The sequence below is a fragment of the uncultured Fretibacterium sp. genome (assembly GCF_963544685.1).
Lineage (GTDB): Bacteria > Synergistota > Synergistia > Synergistales > Aminobacteriaceae > CAJPSE01.
This window is the reverse complement of sequence record NZ_CAUUGJ010000005.1, coordinates 22,033-40,343: the sequence shown is the minus strand read 5'-3', so window position 1 is coordinate 40,343 and position 18,311 is coordinate 22,033. Positions and strand designations below refer to the sequence as shown.

General features: G+C 63.9%; 19 protein-coding genes. 18 read left to right on the top strand and 1 reads right to left on the bottom strand.

The window, feature by feature from the left end; translation table 11 throughout:
• Positions 1-23: 23 nt before the first annotated feature.
• Positions 24-521 (bottom strand): NFACT family protein, encoded by a 498-nt coding sequence (locus ABLA28_RS01250; protein ID WP_347712182.1) that lies wholly within the window; start codon positions 519-521, stop codon positions 24-26.
• 554 nt (positions 522-1,075) lie between these two features.
• Here ABLA28_RS01250 and fliE point away from each other — a divergent pair.
• From fliE to ABLA28_RS01160, 18 genes are all read left to right on the top strand, one after another.
• Positions 1,076-1,414: a flagellar hook-basal body complex protein FliE gene (gene fliE, locus ABLA28_RS01245; protein WP_347712181.1), complete on the top strand. Its 339-nt coding sequence runs from the start codon at positions 1,076-1,078 to the stop codon at positions 1,412-1,414.
• 10 nt (positions 1,415-1,424) lie between these two features.
• On the top strand, positions 1,425-2,999 hold the full coding sequence (gene fliF / locus ABLA28_RS01240; protein WP_347712180.1) for a flagellar basal-body MS-ring/collar protein FliF: 1,575 nt from the start codon (positions 1,425-1,427) through the stop codon (positions 2,997-2,999).
• Between the two features lie 27 nt (positions 3,000-3,026).
• Positions 3,027-4,040, top strand: a complete 1,014-nt coding sequence (gene fliG / locus ABLA28_RS01235) for a flagellar motor switch protein FliG (protein WP_299298459.1) — start codon at positions 3,027-3,029, stop codon at positions 4,038-4,040.
• The gene (locus tag ABLA28_RS01230; RefSeq protein ID WP_347712179.1) at positions 4,033-5,097 is read left to right on the top strand and encodes a FliH/SctL family protein; all 1,065 of its coding nucleotides are present in this window, start codon (positions 4,033-4,035) and stop codon (positions 5,095-5,097) included. The genes fliG and ABLA28_RS01230 overlap by 8 nt, the downstream gene beginning before the upstream one ends.
• Complete coding sequence (gene fliI / locus ABLA28_RS01225; RefSeq protein WP_299298465.1) at positions 5,094-6,416, top strand: flagellar protein export ATPase FliI; 1,323 nt, start codon at positions 5,094-5,096, stop codon at positions 6,414-6,416. Before ABLA28_RS01230 ends, fliI begins: the two co-directional genes overlap by 4 nt.
• A 76-nt stretch (positions 6,417-6,492) precedes the next feature.
• Positions 6,493-6,957: a flagellar FliJ family protein gene (locus ABLA28_RS01220; RefSeq protein ID WP_347712178.1), complete on the top strand. Its 465-nt coding sequence runs from the start codon at positions 6,493-6,495 to the stop codon at positions 6,955-6,957.
• Positions 6,954-7,499, top strand: a complete 546-nt coding sequence (locus ABLA28_RS01215) for a lytic transglycosylase domain-containing protein (protein ID WP_314719214.1) — start codon at positions 6,954-6,956, stop codon at positions 7,497-7,499. The genes ABLA28_RS01220 and ABLA28_RS01215 overlap by 4 nt, the downstream gene beginning before the upstream one ends.
• Positions 7,500-7,501: 2 nt before the next feature.
• On the top strand, positions 7,502-8,182 hold the full coding sequence (locus ABLA28_RS01210) for an MgtE intracellular region (RefSeq protein WP_347712177.1): 681 nt from the start codon (positions 7,502-7,504) through the stop codon (positions 8,180-8,182).
• A gap of 202 nt (positions 8,183-8,384) precedes the next feature.
• A complete protein-coding gene (locus ABLA28_RS01205; protein WP_347712176.1) occupies positions 8,385-9,962 on the top strand; it encodes a flagellar hook-length control protein FliK in 1,578 nt (525 codons plus the stop codon).
• Positions 9,963-10,011: 49 nt separating this feature from the next.
• The gene (locus ABLA28_RS01200; protein ID WP_314718862.1) at positions 10,012-10,476 is read left to right on the top strand and encodes a flagellar hook capping FlgD N-terminal domain-containing protein; all 465 of its coding nucleotides are present in this window, start codon (positions 10,012-10,014) and stop codon (positions 10,474-10,476) included.
• A gap of 341 nt (positions 10,477-10,817) precedes the next feature.
• The gene (locus tag ABLA28_RS01195) at positions 10,818-12,875 is read left to right on the top strand and encodes a flagellar hook-basal body complex protein (protein WP_347712175.1); all 2,058 of its coding nucleotides are present in this window, start codon (positions 10,818-10,820) and stop codon (positions 12,873-12,875) included.
• A gap of 263 nt (positions 12,876-13,138) precedes the next feature.
• Entirely contained in the window at positions 13,139-13,387 is a 249-nt protein-coding gene (locus ABLA28_RS01190; protein ID WP_299298487.1) for a flagellar FlbD family protein, read from the top strand.
• 32 nt (positions 13,388-13,419) lie between these two features.
• Entirely contained in the window at positions 13,420-14,193 is a 774-nt protein-coding gene (locus ABLA28_RS01185; protein ID WP_299298490.1) for a motility protein A, read from the top strand.
• Positions 14,194-14,196: 3 nt separating this feature from the next.
• Complete coding sequence (locus tag ABLA28_RS01180; protein ID WP_299298493.1) at positions 14,197-14,925, top strand: flagellar motor protein MotB; 729 nt, start codon at positions 14,197-14,199, stop codon at positions 14,923-14,925.
• A gap of 20 nt (positions 14,926-14,945) precedes the next feature.
• Positions 14,946-15,395, top strand: coding sequence for a flagellar basal body-associated FliL family protein (locus ABLA28_RS01175; RefSeq protein ID WP_314718858.1), 450 nt, complete (start codon positions 14,946-14,948; stop codon positions 15,393-15,395).
• 67 nt (positions 15,396-15,462) lie between these two features.
• The gene (gene fliM, locus ABLA28_RS01170; protein WP_299298499.1) at positions 15,463-16,476 is read left to right on the top strand and encodes a flagellar motor switch protein FliM; all 1,014 of its coding nucleotides are present in this window, start codon (positions 15,463-15,465) and stop codon (positions 16,474-16,476) included.
• On the top strand, positions 16,460-17,593 hold the full coding sequence (gene fliN / locus ABLA28_RS01165) for a flagellar motor switch protein FliN (RefSeq protein ID WP_347712174.1): 1,134 nt from the start codon (positions 16,460-16,462) through the stop codon (positions 17,591-17,593). The genes fliM and fliN overlap by 17 nt, the downstream gene beginning before the upstream one ends.
• A 208-nt stretch (positions 17,594-17,801) precedes the next feature.
• Complete coding sequence (locus ABLA28_RS01160) at positions 17,802-18,164, top strand: response regulator (RefSeq protein ID WP_124887112.1); 363 nt, start codon at positions 17,802-17,804, stop codon at positions 18,162-18,164.
• Positions 18,165-18,311 lie beyond the last annotated feature (147 nt).

The window sequence follows — 18,311 nt, the reverse complement described above, 5'->3', positions numbered from 1 at the left end:
CACTCGACTAGTCGTCGGCAGCGTCAGATGTGTATAAGAGACAGGCCGGGGAGGAGCGTCCGGTAGGGGTTCCGGTCCGGGGCCTCGTGACGCGCCAGCTCCTCGATACGGCGGTCCGCGTCGAGGAGGATGAGGTTCCCCAGGGGTTCCGTGGCCTCGAGGACCAGGAAGTAGCGTACCTCGGCCCCGGCCGCCACGCGGCGGCGGACCTCGAACTCCAGGATGCGGTCGTGGTTGATCTGCCGGGCGGCGGTGAGGTCCCCCTTGACGAAGCGGCTCCGAAGCGCCTCGACGAGGGGCGTCCTGGCCGGTGCGCCCTTCCGCAGCGCCGAGACCGAGCCGCCGTCGGCCAGGCAGCAGCCTCCGGTCCCGGAGCCCCACGAGAACAGGAGCCACAGGTCGTCATGGCCCAGTTTCAGGGCGACCCAGGAGTCCCCGCCCTCGGCCTTGTGGATGCGCCAGGGCAGCCGGCCGGACAGGGCGGCCCGAAGCCCGCGGACGAACTCGGGGCCCAGCGTCATGACCGCGGGGCCGCGGGGCCGTCGAGATCGGGGGATTCGTCTTGCAAGCGGGGATCGTTCATCTTGTGCCTCCGTCCGTGATGCTATCCGCTTCTCCGCGGCGGTACCCTTTGCCGGGCAGGGTACGACGGCGACAATCATAACATTTTTCATGATCGGATATCCCCGCGGAGCTCATTTTCATGATATCCTTATGAGGGTTTTCAGTAAAAATACGTTATACTTATAGAAACACTAGAATTTAATCCATAATGCCTCCCTTTGGTACCCCAGCCTGCCTGTTTCGAGGAGGAGCCTGCCGGGGCCGCCGCCGTTTTCAGCGGCTTGGGGGATTTGAGCAGGCGACCGGCGAGAAGCAGGCGACTAACGAGCGTATGCGAGTTGTGTTGGTCAGTGCTGCGGGGGTCCCCGAATCGGGCGCGGGCTTCCGCGCAGGTTCAAAAGACATAAGACAAGTTGTGGCGTAAAAACATTTGATGTTCCTCGAGACGTGTTCCCGCGCGGGGCGTTTGTGCGGGAGCGGGGCCAGATTCCTGACTGGGAGGGGCTTTATTTTGGACCGCTTGATGCTGGACATGAGTCGATTGGCGATTCGGAAAGCGGAGGATGCCGCGGCGGCGGGCACGCTGCGCATCGAAGACGGACGGGAACCCGAACGATCGGCTGCCGCCGGTTTGTCCTTCGATGAGCTGCTCTCCGCATCCATGAAGGAGGTCAATGCCCTTCAGCTCGAGGCCGACGACAGGATGCGCAGGCTCGCGACGGGGGACGTCGAGGATATCTCCGAGGTCGTCATGGCCTCGTCCCGGGCGGAGGTCGCCCTGAAGCTGATGATGGAGCTGCGCAACAAGCTTGTGGATGCCTACCAGGCCTTGTCGCGCATCGCCGGCTGATCTCTGAGGAATGATGGACAGCCTCAAACGCTGGTTCGCGGCCTTTATTCTCTTCTGGGTCTCGCTGAAGCTGTGGCAGCGCATCTCCCTGTTCCTTGCGGCGTTTCTGGTCGTTGCCGCAATCCTTCTTCTTGTCCTCTGGGGGGGGAGAACGTCCTACGAACTCCTCTTCGCCGGGCTGGAGGTGGAGGACCAGGCCGCGATCGTCTCCTACCTGCGTGAGAACAAGATCCCCTATCGTCTGGACCCGTCGGCCAACGCCATCCTCATGCCCAGGGGCCAGGTTTACGAGACGCGCCTCTCCCTCGCCCAGGAGGGGCTGCCCAGGGGAGGAAGCAAGGGTTTCGAGCTTTTCGACAACACCTCGATGGGGCTCAGCGAATTTCAGCAGCGCATCACCTACGTCAGGGCCATCGAGGGGGAGCTGGAGCGCACCATCGCGCAGATGGACGCCGTCGATACCGCCAGGGTCAGCGTCGTCATTCCGGAGCAGCGCCTGTTCCTCGAGCAGCAGAAGCCCTCGACCGCGTCGGTCCTTCTTCGGCTGCGCCCGGGGACGACCCTGGGACAGAATCAGGTCAAGTCGATTATCCACCTGGTCTCCCACAGCGTGGACGGCCTCCAGCCGGAGGACGTCACCGTCGTCGATACGGGGGGGCGCATCCTCTCGGATATGATCGCCGATTCCATGATCATCTACCCGCCCGATGGGCGCAGCAGCGTGACCTCGGTTCAGCGGGAGCTGGAGCGTCAGCGCGAGCGCGAGCTCGAGTCGAAGGCGCGTCTGATGCTCGAACAGGTGTTCGGCCCCGGCAAGGTCGTCGTGAGGGTCAAGGTCGATCTCGATTTCGACAAGCGCTCCCGTTCCCTCGTCGAATACACGCCCAACCCCGAGACGGGGCAGGGGGTCCCGCGGAGCAACCAGCGGGAGGAGGAGAACTACAACGGGCAGGGGCAGCCGGCGGCGAGCAACCCCGGGACCACGACCAACATCCCCGGCTACGCGATCAACACCCAGAACGTGAACAGCGAGTACAACAAGGGGACCTCGACGACCAACTACGAGATCACCACGCGCAAGAGCGACGAGGTGGTCACGCCCGGAGGGGTCCGGCGTCTGACGGCCTCGGTCCTGGTGGATGGGGACCTGGACGAGGCCCGGCTCGGAGAGCTTCGGGAGGTCGTCTCCTCCGCCATCGGGTTCAGCGAGGCGCGGGGCGACAGCCTGGTCGTCAAGGGGATGAAGTTCTCCACGTCGTTCGCCGATTCCCTTGCCGAGGAGCTGCGGCAGGAGCGGGTGACGCGCATCGTCGTGGGTGCGGTCATCGCCCTGATCATGCTGCTTCTGGCCGCGGGGGCCGTCGTCTGGTGGCTCCGCCGCCGAAGGGCCCGCATGGCGGCGGTCGTCCTGGAGGAGGAGGGCGGCAAGCATGTGCCCACGATACAGGAGATGCTGACCTCCCCCGACCTCCTGGCGTTTCAGGGGGAACTGGCGGTGCTGGAGGAGCAGCTGAAGGTCTACGCCAAAAACAACCCCGGAGAAGTGGCCAACCTCGTCAACGAGTGGCTCTCCTCCGACAGTTAGCCGAAATGCAGGAAAAGGAGCCCGTTCATGGCTAAGTCGAACAGTTCGATATCCAGCAGGGAGAAGATCGCGGTCCTCATGGTGGCCCTGGGGAACGACATCGCCGCCGAGGTCTATAAAAAACTGGACGATACCGCCATCGAGCTGATCACGCTCGAGGTGGCCAACCTGCGCAAGGTGACGCCCGAGCTCAAGCTCGAGGTTCTGAAGGAGGCGCAGGAGATCCTGATGGCCCGGGAGTTCATGGCCCGGGGCGGGGTGGACTACGCGCGCGACGTCCTGGAGCGCGCCTTGGGGCCGGAGAGGGCCCAGAACCTTCTGGCGCGGATCACGGCAAGCCTCCAGGTCCGGCCGTTCGACTTCATGCGCCACACCGACCCGCAGCAGGTCCTGGGCTTCATCCAGGGCGAGCATCCTCAGACGATCGCCCTGATCCTGTCGTACCTGGAGGCGCCTCAGGCCGCGATGATCCTCAGTGGCCTGCCCGCGGTCCTGCAGGCCGAGGTGGCCAAGCGCATCGCCCGGATGGACCGCATTACGCCCGAGGTGCTTCGGGAGGTGGAGCGGGTGCTGGAGCGCAAGCTGAGCACGGTCATGGGGCAGGACTTCACGATGGCCGGCGGCATCGACGCGGTGGTCGCCATCGTGAACAGCTCCGACCGGACCACGGAGCGCAACATCATGGAACACCTGGAGGAGAACGACCCCGAACTGGCGGAGGAGATCAAGAAGCGCCTCTTCGTCTTCGAGGACATCATCCGGCTGGACGACCGCTCGCTGCAGCGCGTCCTGCGCGAGGTCGACATGAAGGAGCTGGGGCTGGCCCTCAAGGGGGCGACCGAGGAGCTTCGGACGAAGTTCTTCAAGAACATGTCCAAGCGTGCGGCGGAGATGCTGCAGGAGGATATGGACTACATGGGCCCGGTCCGCGTCAAGGATGTGGAGGAGTCCCAGCAGAAGGTCGTCAACATCGTCAGGGGGCTGGAGGAACAGGGCGAGATCGTCATAGCCTCGGGCGGAGAGGACGAGCTCGTTGTCTAGCGTCCGCCAGAGGGTCCTGCGCACGGTTCGTCTGCTGCCTCAGGCCGTCAAGATCGGAATGGAGTCCGAGGCTGCTCTTTCCCTGGAACAGGGGGAAGAGCAGCGTTTCAATGAGGGGGAGGCTGCCCCGGAGGCTCCGACCCCGAGGGAACGGGACGAGAACGAGGAGCTTCGGGAGCAGATCGGGGATCTGCTCCGGCGTCTGGATGGTGCGGAGAGGCGCAATGCGGACCTGTCCCGGGAGAAGGCCGAACTGGAGGCGGAGGCGGAGCGCCTCCGCCTGGATTATGCCGAGAGGGAGCGGGCCCTGGAGTCGCGCGTGCAGGGCGAGGAAGAACGCGCGCGCGAGGAGGGGCGCCTCCATGGAGAGGCCGAGGGACGGGAGTCCGGCCATGCCGAGGGGCTCAGAACGGCCAGGGTCGAGGTGGAGGCCCTGTACCTCAAGAAGCTGGGGGGGCTGGTCTCCCTGCTGGAGTCCATCGCGGCCCGCCTGGAGGAGGACTTCTCCGAGCTGGCCGCACTGAATCAGCCCCGAATGCTGCGGCTCTGGTTCGACATGCTGGGGCGTATGCTGAAGCGGGAGGTCGAGCTGAAGCCGGACGCGGTCCTGCCCGTGCTGGCCGACGTCCTGACGCGCCTCAGCGACAAGAACAGCGTGGTGATCTACGTCTCGCCCGAGGATATCGCCCTCCTCCAGAACAGCCTGGATCGGGAGTTCGAGGAGGTGCTGCGCGGCGTGCGCCACCTGGAGCTGAAACCGGATGCCAGCGTGGACCGCGGAAGCTGCATCGTGGAGACCGGCCTTGGGGTTTACGACGCTCGCTGGCGCACCCAGATCGGGCAGATCGAGTCCTCGATAGAGAAACTCTTCCAGAAGCTGGGCAAGCCGGCCAGAAGGCCCTCGGCCCACCGGAAGAAGGAAGGGGAAACGGAGGGCGGGAAGGACGCGGCGCCCTCCCCGCAGACGACGGGGACGCGGAAGAGGAGGGCCGGGACCCGCAAGGCCGCGGCCAATGACGCATCGGACAAGGCGTCGGACGAGGGGGCCCCGAAGTGACGCAGCCGGGCCTGTTCTCCATCCTGGAGTCCGAGCTGGAGCAGCTCCCCCTGGTCAAGATCAACGGAAGGGTCGCGCAGGTCGTGGGGCTGGTCGCGGAGTCCCAGGGACCGGACGTCCGCGTGGGGGATCTGTGCCGCATCTGCTTCCGGGACGGCTCGCACGGCTTGGATGCGGAGGTCGTCGGGTTCCGGGACGACCGGGTGCTTTTGATGCCCCTGGGGGACCTGCGCGAGGTCGGACCGGGGTGCGACGTGATCTCGACGAACCATCCCCTGGAGGTTGGGGTCGGGGAGGCCCTGCTGGGGCGCATCCTGGACGGCCTGGGGGAGCCCATGGACGACGGGGGGCCCCTGGCGGCCGCGGATTTTTATCCTCTGTACGCGGAACCGCCGCACCCTCTGAGGCGTCAGATGGTGGAGCGCCCCCTGTCCGTGGGGGTGCGCGTCGTCGATGGGATGCTGACCCTCGGGACGGGGCAGAGGATCGGGATCTTCGCGGGCTCCGGGGTCGGCAAGAGCACGCTCCTGGGGATGATGGCCCGGTACACCACGGCGGACGTCAACGTCATCTCCCTGGTGGGGGAGCGCGGGCGCGAGGTGCGGGAGTTTATCGAACGGGACCTGGGGCCGGAGGGCCTCGCGCGCTCCGTCCTGATTGTCGCGACCTCGGATCAGCCTCCCTTGATCCGCCTCAAGGCGGCGCTGACCGCGACCGCCGTGGCGGAGTACTTTCGGGATCAGGGCAGGGACGTCCTGCTGATGATGGACTCGGTGACCCGAGTCGCCCGGGCGCAGAGGGAGATCGGCCTGGCGATCGGCGAGCCCCCGGCCACGAGGGGCTACACGCCCTCGGTGTTCGAGATGCTGCCCCGCCTGCTGGAGCGGGCCGGGGCGGGCGAGAGGGGCAGCATCACCGGCATCTACACCGTGCTGGTCGAGGGCGACGACATGAACGAGCCCGTTGCGGACACGGTGAGGGGCGTCCTGGACGGACACATCGTCCTGTCCCGCAAGATCGCGTCGCGCAATTCCTATCCGGCCGTCAGCGTGCTGGAGAGCGTCAGCCGCGTCATGCCGGCCATCGTCTCGCCGGAGCACCTGGCGGCCGCAGGGCGCATCCGGGACCTGCTGGCCACCTACGCGGAGTCCGAGGATTTGATCAACATCGGGGCCTACAAGACGGGCTCCAACGCGCGGGTGGACTGGGCGCTCTCGCACCTGGACAGCGTGCGCGGTTTTCTGGAGCAGCGCGTGGACGAGAGCTCCTCGTTCGAGGAGACGGACAGGCTTATGCTGGCCCTGGCCCCGCAGCCGTGATTCCGAACCTCGACCGCCCGCAGAAGAATATGAAAAATATGGAATGAGACGTTTTTCATTCTGGAGGTTTGCTGCCGTGCATCAGCGTATTCGAAGGTTCAGCCGCATCCTGAAGTTGAAGGAGGACGACAGGCGATCCGAGCAGGCCCTTCTGGCGGCGGAGCGCCGGGAGGAGAAGGACGTCATGGATCGGCTCTTCTCCCTGGAGGGGGAGAAGTCGAGGGCCGTGGAGGATTTCTGCGGCTGCGGCGGGAGTGGGAACACGGCGTCCTGCTCGGAGCTCTGGTTCCGCCGGCAGTTCATCGATTCGATCGAGGACCGGATCCATGAGGGCCGGGACTCCCTGCAGGATGTCCGCCAGAGGATCGCGGGGACGGAGGCGCGCCTGGTGGAGCGCCATCGGGACGTCCGCGTCATGGAGACCTATGTCGACCGGCTCAGGGCCGCCGATTTTCAAAGTCGGATGGATGCCGAACAGCTCGAGCTGGACGACGTGGCCATGGTGCGCTATTCGCGGACGAAAAAAGGAGCCGAGGCATGATACCGGATATGACGAACATGAACCGGGCGCTGGGGCGCATCGACGAGATCCTGCAGCGGTGCGTTCCCTGGATGGAGAAAAGGGCCTCCGGGACGCAGCGCTTCGTCGATGTCCTGGACGAGGCCGTTAAAAAGGCCGGGACGCCTGCGGAACGGTCCATCGACGGGCTCCGCAGGCTGGCTGGGCGTTGTGCGGAGGACTACAACATCGACGAGGAGCTCATCCGTGCCGTCATTCAGGTGGAGTCGGGCTGGAACCCCGAGGCGGTCTCCGCGAAGGGGGCCCGCGGCCTGATGCAGCTCATGCCGGGGACGGCGGATATGCTGGGCGTCGAGGATCCCTTCGACCCGGAGCAGAATATCGAGGGCGGGGTAAAATACCTCTCCGGTCTGACCGATAAATACAATGGAGATATCGAAAAAGCTCTGGCGGCCTACAACGCGGGGCCGAACCGGGTCGATGCGGGGCGGATCCCCGAGGCGGCCTCCCGTTACGTCAGGAACGTCATGGCCCTCTACCGTCGCTACAGGGAGGAAGATTAGAGATGGCCGAGGAACGCGTGGCGGACAGTCCCAGGGAGCCTCAGGCGGAACAGGCGCCGGCCGCCTCTCCCGCGGCCCCCAAGAAAAAGAAGAGAAAACGAAGCAAACTGGGCCTGTTGTTTTTGCTTCTCCTCCTGGCCCTGGGCGCTGCGGCGGGCCTTCACTTCAGCGGGATCTGGGACGGCCGCCCTCTCTTCTGGAGCGTGGTCCCCAGAATTCCCTATGTGGGCCCCTCCCTGGCGCAGCTCTTCGACATCCCCGCCCGGTATTCTCTGACGACGGAGGAACGCCGCCGGCTCGAGCTCGAGGAGTGGCAGAGGCGACTTGACGAGCGGGAGCGCGGCGTTCTGAGCACCAAGGCCGGGCTGGATGCCCTTTCGGACGACCTCGGCAGGCGTGCGGAGGTCCTGGACGAGCAGGTGCGACTGCTTTCGGAGTCGAGCGCCGACCGGTCGGGGAGCGAGGCGACCGAGGACGAAAAACGTCTGATCGACCAGGTGGCCAAGACCTATCAGGACATGTCCGCGCGCAATGCGGCGCAGATCGTGGAGCAGCTTCGGGAGGGCCTCGCGGTGGACCTGCTGAAAAAACTTCCGGTGGACGCCCGTGCCTCGATCCTGGGCAAAATGAAGCCCCAGCGTGCCGCGCGGCTGACGGAATTGATGTCCGGCCGGGGGCGCTAGGGTCGCGGCTTGAGACAGCGAGGCATCCCGGTGGAGCCCCAGCCTGCCGGTTGGAAGGTCCACCCTTTCCGGGGCCGCGAGCATCTTGATGCTCGCGAGGGGGTACGGGGCGCAGCCCCGTTTCAATCCACGGGAATTAATGTCCGGCCGAGGGCGCTAGGCCCCAAGTGCCGGGCGAAGGCGATAAACAGAGGGAAAGGACGTGGGGACGTTGGCGGAGGCGTTTCCTTCCGTACAGGTGAGTACCCCCGGACAGGGGTTCGGAGATGGGGTGAAAGGCGGAAAGAAGGGCTTGGGCGAGCCCGCGGACCCGCAGCTTTTCTCCAGCCTGATGGCCCAATACGCCTCCGTCCCCGGGACGGAGAGGGAGGCGGAGCCCCCCGCGCTGGAGAGGGTCTTCGAGGTGCTGAGGGGCGGGCTTTCCCGGCTCTCTCCCGAGGCGCTGAAGATTCTTGCGTCCCTGAAGGAGGGGCTGCAGCGTGAGGCGCCCGAGGCCCTTCCCCTGATGAAGGAGGCCGCGGAGGAGGCGCTGAGCGCCATTCCCGAGGAGGAACTCCGGCGTCTGGAGGCCCTGCTGTCCCGCGCGGCGAACCGCCTTGGCGCGGAAGATGGGGACGCGTTGGCCGAAGCGGGGACGGGGGATGCCGGCGCTGCGGAACGGGGCTCGTTTCGGGCCTCTCAGCTCTCCTCCCCAGCCTTTCGGACCGAGGACCCCGGGGCGGACGGGGAGGATGGCGGTAAGGACGATGAGGGCGGATTTTTCGCGGGCGCGGCCGATGCTTCGAATGCGGCCCCTGCGGAGGGGGGCGGTGCGCCGGTTCTTCCCTCCATCCTTGCGGAGGCCGCCGTCCTCCAGCAGGGGGCGATGCCCGAGGTTTCGGGGTGCCGGACCGAATTGAAGGAGGTCCCCGCCGCCGGGGACCGGGGCGCCGATTCCATGTCCATCGCGCTTCCGCCCGACCCTGCGGACGAACTCCCCGCCGGAGAGAATCCTTCGCTTTCGAGGCTCCCTGGAGCCCGTCGGGAGACGGGGAGGAAGGTCCCCCTCCCCGGGGGGGAGAACGAGGCCGGGGAGCAGGCCGCGTCCGCCCCGGATGGGGACGATGGCTCCGGTGTCGCGTCGGCCCTGAGATCTCCGCGCGAGGGGACCGGGCGGGAGGGTGGCCGGGAATCCGGCGGCGACGCCTCCCGGAAGCGTTCCCGTGGGGCGGATGCGGTCCGGAACCACAGCTCCGAGGAGCTTCCCCGAAGTGCGGAGAGGACGGAATCCCGGCCGGACTTTCAGTCCTTTTTCGACGGCATCCTGGCGAACCGCCGCCCGTCCCAGCCTCAGACGGCTCCCTTGGAGTTGAGCCGAGGGGCGCAGCCGGGGGAGGTCCTGCGCGAGGGAGTCGAGAACGTGGTGCGGTTCGCCCGCGCAGGCGGAGGGCATCGTGCGAGCCTGATCGTGGATCCTCCCGCGCTGGGGCGTCTGACCGTGGAACTGGCCACCGGGACCTCGGGGCTCGAGGCGAACATTAAAGTTTCCAGCGAGCAGGTCCGACACTTAGTACAGGATCAGATCGTGCAGCTCCGGATGTCCCTGGCCCAGCAGGGCGTACAGCTGGCCCACTTTTCGGTCGATGTCCAGCAGGACGACGGCCGGCGCCAGCAGGGGTTCTCGCGGGGGCAGGGGGGCCGGCGCCGGGTCCGCGGCGAGGCGTCCGGGGAGGACGACGAGGCGGCGAACGCGGTGTTCCGGGTGGACCTGAACCAGGGGCTGCTCCACTGGGTGGCCTAGGCCGGATGCTTGAGCGGGCGGCCGGCGATAAAGCTAGGAGGTGGGCGTCATGCCCGTCATGAACGTAAACGACAATCAGCCCCTCCTGAGCGGGGAGGAGTTGAAAAATGCCTCGAGGGCGGTATCGAAGGATCTGGATAAGGAGGCGTTCCTCAAGCTCCTGATCGCCCAGCTGTCGAATCAGGACCCGATGAACCCTATGGAGGACCGGGAGTTCATCGCCCAGATGGCGCAGTTCAGTTCGCTGGAGCAGATGACGAACATGTCCAGGACCCTCGAGAAGATGGCGGAGGCCGACAAATTCTCCGCGGTGAACTACGTGGGCAAGACCGTGGGCTTCACGAAGGAGGCCGATACCCCGGACGGGAACCCGAAGCAGGTCGCTGCGGTCGTCAAGGCCGTGTGGTTCGACGACCCCAAACAGGGCACCGTCCTGGAGACGACGGAGGGATTTGTTCCGCTCAGCAAGATCGAGGGCGTGGGGCCCGAGGTCGGAAAGATCGGGAAGATATAGGCCGACGGTTTCATGCCGTCCATGAATGCGGCGGTAAGAGGGTTTCTGGCCTCCAGGACGGGGGCCTGCGGTTTCGCGGAGCGATAATTTAGGGAAGCGCTGATTTAATCCATGAAGCCCCCCGGTGGTACCCCGGCTTGCCTGTTTTGAGGAAAAAACTTGCCGGGGCCGCTGCTATCCTGATAGCGGCGTGGGGGCATGGGGGCAAAGACCCCATGTTAATCTTTAAGGAAGCGCTGGAGATTTTGCCTATGGATGTTTTGCATATTTACTCTTGATAACATATGCGTTTTTGTTGGAATCAGCGCTTCCATAGAATTATCGCAGGAGGTTCTTGAGGAATGCTCAGATCTTTGATGACGGCGGTTACGGGCGTCAAGGCGCACCAGACGATGCTTGACGTGACGGGCAACAATATAGCGAACGTCAACACCACGGGCTACAAGAAGGACTTCACGATCTTCCAGGACCTGCTGTACCAGACCACCCAGGGCGCCTCGGGGCCGGGCGACAACCGCGGCGGCATCAACCCCTCTCAGGTGGGGCTGGGCGTCTCGGTCGCGTCCATCGAGACCATCCATTCCCAGGGCGCGGCTCAGTACACGGGCAACAAGTCGGACATGATGATCAACGGGGACGGGTTCTTCGTCCTGAAGTCCGGCGGCAGCACGCTGTTCAGCCGGGCCGGGGCCTTCATACGCGATAAGGACAACGACCTGGTTCAGTCCGGAACGGGCTATCGCGTGCAGGGCTACAAGATGGAGCGCGACCCGCTGAACCCCCAGAAATTTGTCCGGTCCAGCGAGCTCTCCGACATCAACATCCCCATGGGCAAGAAGATGGAGCCCCGCGCCACGACGATGATCAATTATCAGTGCAATCTGGACAGCCGCAGCGCCGCCTATCTTCCCTACGGTTTTCCGGACCTTCCCTACAACGAGAAATGCGGATGGCCGGGGAACCCCAGCGGCGTCGCCAAGATCAAGATGGACGGCGTGGAGTACGACATGAGCTTCAAGACGAACCTGGCGTCCGCGGACGGCAAGGGATACCTGACCGTCACCGTCGAGAACGGCGGGCAGAAGCAGGAATTGGTCTTCGACATGGTGGGGATCGACGGCGGCAAACCGAAGCTGGCGGCGGGGACCCACGTGCCGGCTGCGCCGGTTTTTCCGGGCACCAATCCCCCCGTGGCCATGACGCTCGACTACGACGACTCCACGGGCGGCCTGAAGATCAAGAATCCGAGCGGGGCTACGGTCTTCGAGTACAACCTCAAGGCCGACATGCGCTACGCGTCCTTCACCCTCAAGAATGGAGGGGTCGAGACCCCCGTTATCGCGGAGTTCGACGAAAGCCCCAGCAAGCTGTCGGGGACGCCGGTGACCCTGCGCATGTGGTATCCCGACGCGGGGGGAACGGGGATGGTTCCCCTGACGGCCACGGTTCACTTCAAGCCGGACGGCAAGTTCGATTTTGTCGAAAAGATAACGGGCACGTTCCCGGCTGGGTTTACCGCGGATAATCTCAAGGTGGCGGTCGTCGGCAGCGGGTCGGGGCTGGCGGTCCAGCAGGCCAAGGACCTCGCGAATCCCAAGGAGCCCTTCGACACCTTGGCCCAGATCAATCAGGGGGGCTTTCATCAGACGAAGAAGGATATCTTTGATTGTCAGGGCAACAAATATACGTTGGAGGTCAACTTCAAGAAGATCACCGAGAACCGCTGGCGGTGGGAGGCCTTTCTTTTGGACTCCGAGGGGAAACAGGTGACGGGGGCGAACTGCGAGGACAGCACCGGAGGGACGTCGGGAAACTCCAGCGCCATCGTTCCGACCCCCTCGTCCGGGGAGATCGCCTTCTGCGGCTGCGGCCCCATCTGCGATCCCCTGGAGCAGGAGATCGAGATCCCCTTCAGCCTCAAGGGGATGACGAACTCGAAGATCAAGCTGAACTTCGGCGGGAATGGCGACAAGCTGAACGGCGTCACGCAGTACGCCTCCGAGACCACCACCAAGGCCGTGTATCAGGACGGCTACACGATGGGGGTCCTGAATGACTTCAATGTCGGTGTGGATGGGACGATCTCGGGGACCTTCAGCAACGGTCAGGTGCAGCCGCTCTACCGGGTAGCCCTGGCGACCTTTCCGAACCAGCAGGGCCTGGAGAAGGTCGGGGATTCCGCCTTCGCCCCGACGATCAACTCCGGCGATGCGAACATCGATGCCGCCGACAGCGGGGGGAAGGGCTCCATCAAGGGGGCCACGCTGGAGATGTCCAACGTGGACCTGACGGAGGAGTTCACGCGCCTCATCATCTCGCAGCGCGGCTTCCAGGCCAATACCCGCGTGGTCACCACCAGCGACCAGATCCTGGAGGAGGTCGTGAACCTCAAGCGGTAGCGCGTCGCGGCAGCATGGATGATTCGGCCCCGTCCTTTTCGGCGGGGCCGTTTTTCATGCCCCGGGGACCTTGAAATATGTCGGGAGGAGTAGGAGAATTATCCTGAGGTTTTTGCCTCTCCCGTCTCGTTTTTTAAGCGGTTTTCGTATACAATCAGGATGTGATCCGCGCAGCCTGCGGGTGCGTCGTTCCTTCGCCTCCGGGGACCGCTGCGCTTATGGGGTCTTTGGAAAACCGACGCGCTTGTCGGACGGAGGATACGATGATTGAGCTGCATCGTCTGAATGGCGAGCTTTTTTTGCTGAACTCTGATATGATTGAAACCGTTGAAAGTACGCCGGACTCCGTGGTGCGCCTTTTCAATGGACATCGTTACATCGTTCGGGAGGGCCTCGCGGAGATTTGCGATAAGATCGTGACCTTCAGGCGATTGGCGGGCTATTCCTGTGTTATGGCCGGTGCCCTGGACGAGTCGAAGGATTCGGAGCCGGGTCGGCAGGGCCTTTCCTGAGGACATACTGCCAGGCGAGAGGTGGATGAATCTTGGATCTGACCACAGTCGTAGGTATGCTCATCTCATGGATTCTGGTTATTGGGGGCATGGCCTCGGGCGGAAGCCTGGGGGCCTACATCGATATCCCCTCGCTTCTGATCACGATCGGAGGAACGATCGGAGCCGTCATCATCTCCTTTCCCGGGGATAAGCTCAAGGCGGCGGGCGGAGTGATCAAAAGCGCCTTCGTCTCGAAGGAACCCAATCTCCTGGGGATGGTGCAGACCATCGTCAGCTTTGCCGAAAAGGCCCGGCGCGAGGGTCTTCTGGCGTTGGAGTCCGACGTCTCGGAGCTCGACAACGAATTCATGAAGAAATCCATCCAACTGGTGGTCGACGGGACGGATCCCGAACTGGTCAAGGCGATCCTGGACACCGAAATCGGGGTCCGAGAGGATCGCCACCTTTCAAATAAGGCAGTCTTCGACACCATGGCGGAGCTGGCTCCGGCTTATGGGATGATCGGAACCCTGATCGGCCTGATCGCCATGCTGGGAAACCTGCAGGACGTGAGCGCTCTGGGGCCCGGAATGGCGGTTGCCCTGATCACGACGATGTATGGCTCGATGGTGGCCAACATGTTCGCGGGGCCCATCTCGAAGAAGCTCGCGGCGCGGTCGGCCCAGCAGATCGCGGCGATGGAGCTGATGGTCGAGGGGATACTGGCCATCCAGGCCGGGGAGAACCCGCGCATCGTGGAGGAGAAGCTCAAGGTGTTCCTTCCCCCGAGGCTCAGGGGAACCTTGGGGCAGAAGGAGGAATAGCCCGTGGCCCGGCAGAAGAAAGCTCCTCCTCCTCCTCCGTCCGCACCCCTCTATATGGCGACCTACGGGGACATGGTGACGCTGGTCCTTTGTTTTTTCGTCCTGCTCTTCGCGATGTCCTCCGTCGACGCCCAGAAGTTTCAAAAGGCCCTGATCTCGTTGAAGGGCTCCTTGGGAGTGCTTAAGGGCGGACAGACGACGGAGGAGTCCATCGAGCCCAACCGGAGCGGGGAGGAGGGGCGGGACGCCGGGGCGGCGCCGCGCTTCGAGATGGATACGCGCCACGTCGCGCATACGATCAACAGCTATCTGCGCGCCGAGGGGCTGGACAAGTCGATTCAGGTCTCGATCAACCAGCGGGGGGTTGCGGTCTCGATCTCGGATCAGTTCCTCTTCGCCTCCGGCAGCGCGGAGCTCAAGCCCGAGGGGCAGCGCGCGCTCTACAAGATCGCGACGCTGGTGCGCGATAAGGTCCCTGCCGTGGCGGTGGAGGGGCACACCGATTCGGTCCCCCTGACAGGGGGAATGTACCGCAACAACTGGGGGCTTTCCTCCATGAGGGCGGCGGTTGTGGCCGATTACCTCGAGACCGCGGGGAGGATCGACCCGCTGAAGCTTCAGGCGGTGGGATTCGCGTCTTATCAGCCGATCGTCCCCAACGACAGCCCCGAGCACAGGGCGCTGAACCGCCGGGTCGATCTCGTGTTTCTTTCTCAGTATCCCAAACGCTAGAAGGGGTTGAGCGGAGCCGCATGAAACGGATCATTGTCTTTGTCGTGGTAGGGCTGGTGATGTTCGGGGCCGGTTTTGGCGGTGGGCTGGTGCTGGGCCGCACCATGGCGTCGGGGGACGGCGCCGCGGTGGAGACGCGTCAGGTAAGGGCGCCGGGGCCCATCGTGTCCGTCGGCGAATTTACGAGCAACCTGGCCGGGGCGGGAAGGCACGTCATCACCTTCACGCTGTCGCTGGAGCTCCTGAACGAGAAGGCGGTCGAGGTCGTGCAGGCTCCCGGATGGCTCCTCAGGATCAAGAACGAGGTGCTGCTGATCGTCAAGGACAAGGTCTACGAGGACCTGACCAGCGCCGAGGGCGCCCTGCAGTTTGCGGGGGACATCAAGCGGACCCTGAACTCCATATTGCCTGAGAACAAGGGCGAGCCCCTTATCGTTCAGGCACTCTTCGAGTCGTTCGTGCTTCAATAGGGCTCCGTGAGGGCTCCGCGTTCTTTTGAAACGTAAAGGCAGGTGATGACCTCTGGCTCCCGACGTTTTGTCTCAGAGCGAAATAGATTCCCTGTTGAGCGCCCTGACCAGCGGGAGCGTAGACCTCGATTCCATCTCCGAGAACTCCGGCGATTACAAGGTCAAGGTCTACGACTTCAAGCGCCCCGATAAATTCAGCAAGGACCAGCTCCGGGCCATTCAAATGATTCACGAATCCTTCGCCCGGCAGCTGACGACGGTCATGTCGACCCTGATCCGGTCCATGGTCTCGGCCGAGGTCGCCTCCGTGGATCAGCTGGCCTACGAGGAATTCGTGAATTCGCTCGTGCAGCCGACGGTCATTGGAACGGTCGAGATGCATCCCTTTGACGGCAATATCCTGGTGGAGCTCAACCCCAACCTGGTTTTTTCCATCATCGACAGGATGCTCGGGGGGAAGGGGGAGTTCTCGGGAAAGGTTCGGGAGCTCACGGATATCGAGAAGACCGTGACCGAGCGGGTCATGATGCGGATGCTGGAGCTTCTCGAGGACAGCTGGAGCACGGTGGTGGACGTGCGTTTCCGCTTCGAGAGCATGGAGAGCAACCCCTTCTTCGTTCAGATCTGCCCGCCCCGGGATATGGTGCTGCTGGTGATCATGAAGCTGAAGGTGGGGGACATCGAGGGGATGATGAGCCTCTGCTTCCCCTATTTCCTGATGGAGCCGATCGTCGACAAGCTCTCCTCGCAGCAGTGGTTTGCCTCGACGAGCCGCAAGAGGGACGAGGACGAGAGGGAGTGCATCGTCAGCTCGCTGGGGAGCGTCAGGATTCCGCTCAGCCTGGAGTTGGGGCATACGGTGCTGAGCCTGGCGGATGTCTATGCGCTGGAGCCCGGGGACGTCATCAGGCTCGACGAGACGCGGGAGAGCGATATCTCCATCCGGGTGGGGAACCACGTGCGCTTCAAGGCCAGGCCGGGAACGCGCCACGGCCGCCTGGCGGCGGAACTGACCCGGGTTTTGAATGGGACGGCACAGGAAGAGGCGGAAGGAGGAGAGGGAGATGGACGATCTTCTTAGCCAGGACGAAATCAACGCGCTGCTCTCCGGAGGGGCGCTGGGGGAGGACTCGGGATCGGGACTCTCCATGGAGGATTCTCAGCTTCTGGACGAGGTCGCCTCTATTTTTTCGAATGCCGAGAACAGCGTTTTCGGCATGTTGTCGGGCAAGGACGTCGACACGGCCCTGGAGAGCGCCGAGGTCCTGTCTCAGAAGGACTTCCTGGAGAAGCTCCCCGAGGCGCCCTTTATCTTTCGCGCGACCTGCGGCGGCTTTGACGACATCCCCCTGACGCTCGTCGTCGAGCAGCAGGGGGCGCTGATGCTCGCGGACCTGATGATGGGCGGGGAGGGCAGGGAACTGCCCGAGGAGCCCAGCGACCTCTATCTGAATGCCGCTCAGGAGGGCCTGAGCCAGGTCGTCGGCGCCTCCTTCACGAGCCTCAGCGGCCTTCTCGGCGGAAGAAGGCTGATGCCCGAGAACATCTCCTCCTCCCTGGCGGGAGAGGGCTGGCTTCCCTTCCCCCAGCTCGATGCGGAGACCTCGATCTGGGTCAGCCCCGCCACCGTTCGGGTGGACGGCCTGACTCCCTTCAAGGTCTGGAGCTCCATTCCTCTGGATTCCGCCCTAGCCGTCGCGGGCCTGATGCGCCAGATCATCGGGGAGCAGACGCCCAAGGACTCGGTGCCGGCCCCGGAGGAGCCGGCTGCCTCGGCCCATCCGGCAGGCCCCGCTCCCTCGGCGAAGCCCCCTCAGCCGAATATCCCATCGTCCGGTCCGATGTCGTCGATGTCCCGGGCCGCACAGCAGCCCGCTCCTGTGGTGGACGTCCATCCCGCCGAGTTTCTCCCACTGGGACAGGGCGGTGGAGCGGCGGGAGGCAGCCGCATCGATATGATCGCCGATATCCCCGTTCGGGTGACGGTGGAGCTGGGGAAGACCCGGAAGAACATCTCCGAGATCCTGGCCCTGACCACGGGGTCCGTGATCGAGCTGGACAAGATGGCGGGAGAGCCGGTGGATATCCTGGTCAACGGAAAACCGATAGCCAGGGGAGAGGTCGTCGTGATCGACGAGAATTTCGGCGTGCGCATCACGGACGTGCTGGGCGCCGGAGCCAAGGTCCATTCCGCCTGACGCCCCGTGCCGTTTTGCCCCCTCGTGTCCCCGTTCTCGCTTTTCATGGGGACAATTCGTGATATAATCAGTTCCGTTATCGGTGATTTTCTCTTGCTACCGCCCCGATAAATCTTTGAAAATAAAGGATTTTTTGTGATTTTTCCTAAAACGGAAACGATACTGACCGGGCTTGAGTCAGAGAATCTGAGTAAGCGAGGGATACAGCATGGGCAAAAAGGTTCTTATTGTTGATGACGCGGCCTTCATGCGTATGATGTTGAAGGACATCCTTCAAAAGAACGATTTTGAAGTGGTCGCCGAGGCTGAAAACGGCAAGGTGGGCGTGGCTGCGTATCAGAAATTCAAGCCCGACATCGTTACGATGGATATCACCATGCCCGAGATGAACGGCATCGATGCGGTGAAGGCCATAAAGGCCCTCGACGCCAATGCCAAGATCGTCATGGTTTCGGCGATGGGGCAGCAGCCGATGGTCATCGAGGCCATTCAGGCCGGGGCCAACGATTTCATCGTCAAGCCCTTCCAGCCGGAGCGGGTCATAGAAGCGATCTCCAAGGTACTGGCCTAGTCTCGCGGGGCTTTTGGCGGACCGTGGGCGTTGGGGGCGGGCCGAATGGCGGCGGAGCCTGATCTTTTTGTCTATCTGACTCGCGTCCTGATCGCGTTGGGAGTCCTGTCCGCCTCCGCTTTCGTCCTTGTCCGTTGTACGAAAAAG